We start from the raw sequence: 1,417 nt of genomic DNA on the forward strand, positions 1-1,417 counted from the left end.
CGCAAGCCAATCGATTGCTTTGGATTCAACCTCAAGAGACACCCCTTTACGGTCTAACTGTGCTTGCAACTCGGTGATAAACTTATCGACCACCTGCAAGATAACCTCTTCACTTAGATGGTTAAACCACACGATACCATCAAGACGGTTACGGAACTCCGGCGTAAAGGTACGGTTGATTTCTGCCATCGCATCGTGACTGTGATCCTGTTGCTTAAAGCCAATTGACTTACGAACTGTCTCACGCACACCCGCGTTAGTCGTCATCACAATAATGACATTACGGAAATCCGCCTTACGACCATTGTTATCCGTCAACGTGCCGTTATCCATCACCTGCAACAAGATGTTGTAAACATCCGGGTGGGCTTTCTCGATCTCATCAAGCAGCAATACCGAATGAGGCTGTTTAATCACTGCGTCAGTTAACAACCCGCCTTGATCAAAACCGACATAACCTGGAGGCGCACCAATCAAACGACTGACTGCGTGACGCTCCATATACTCCGACATATCGAAGCGAATGAGTTCAATACCCATTGCTTTGGCAAGTTGCTGAGTCACCTCAGTTTTACCCACGCCTGTCGGTCCTGCGAACAAAAACGACCCGATAGGGGTGTGTTCATTGCCAAGCCCCGACCGCGATAAACGAATCGCAGAACTCAGTTTGTCGATCGCTTCGTCCTGACCAAACACCACCATCTTCAAGTTGCGATCGAGCTGCTTGAGAATGTCTTGGTCTGTGCGTGAAACCGACTGCTCTGGTATACGTGCGATCTTAGCGATAATTGCCTCGATATCTTGCACACCGACGGTCTTCTTACGCTTAGACGGAGGTAACAAACGTTGTTGCGCGCCCGCCTCGTCCATCACATCAATCGCCTTATCGGGCAAATGACGCTCATTAATGTATTTTGCCGCAAGCTCAGCCGCTGCTTTAATCGCGGGCTGGGTGTAACGAATACCGTGATGGTCTTCGTAGCGCTCTTTCAAGCCCATCAAAATTTTCGTGGTATCTTCCACGCTCGGTTCACTGACATCCACTTTTTGGAATCGACGCACTAACGCGCGATCTTTTTCAAAGATGTTTTTGAACTCGGTATAGGTGGTTGAGCCAATACACTTAAGCTGACCACTTGAAAGCAATGGTTTTAGCAAGTTAGAGGCATCTAGCACACCGCCACTGGCCGCGCCGGCACCGATAATCGTATGGATCTCATCGATAAAAAGAATAGCGTGCTCTTTCTCACCTAACTCTTTGAGAAGCTGTTTGAAGCGCTTTTCAAAGTCACCGCGGTACTTTGTACCCGCCAATAAGCCGCCCATATCCAGCGAGTAGATAACCGCTTCCTCAAGAATATCGGGTACCTGTTTATTTACGATACGATACGCAAGCCCCTCGGCGATAGCCGTTTTA

The 1,417-nt window shown here is 48.6% G+C and carries 1 protein-coding gene; it reads right to left on the minus strand.

All coding sequences use genetic code 11. From position 1 onward, the window contains the following. The coding region (locus tag OS145_RS08490; protein WP_006955957.1) for an AAA family ATPase at window positions 1-1,417 on the minus strand (1,417 nt) is incomplete at both ends.

It is taken from the genome of Idiomarina baltica OS145, assembly GCF_000152885.1.
Classification (GTDB): domain Bacteria; phylum Pseudomonadota; class Gammaproteobacteria; order Enterobacterales; family Alteromonadaceae; genus Idiomarina; species Idiomarina baltica.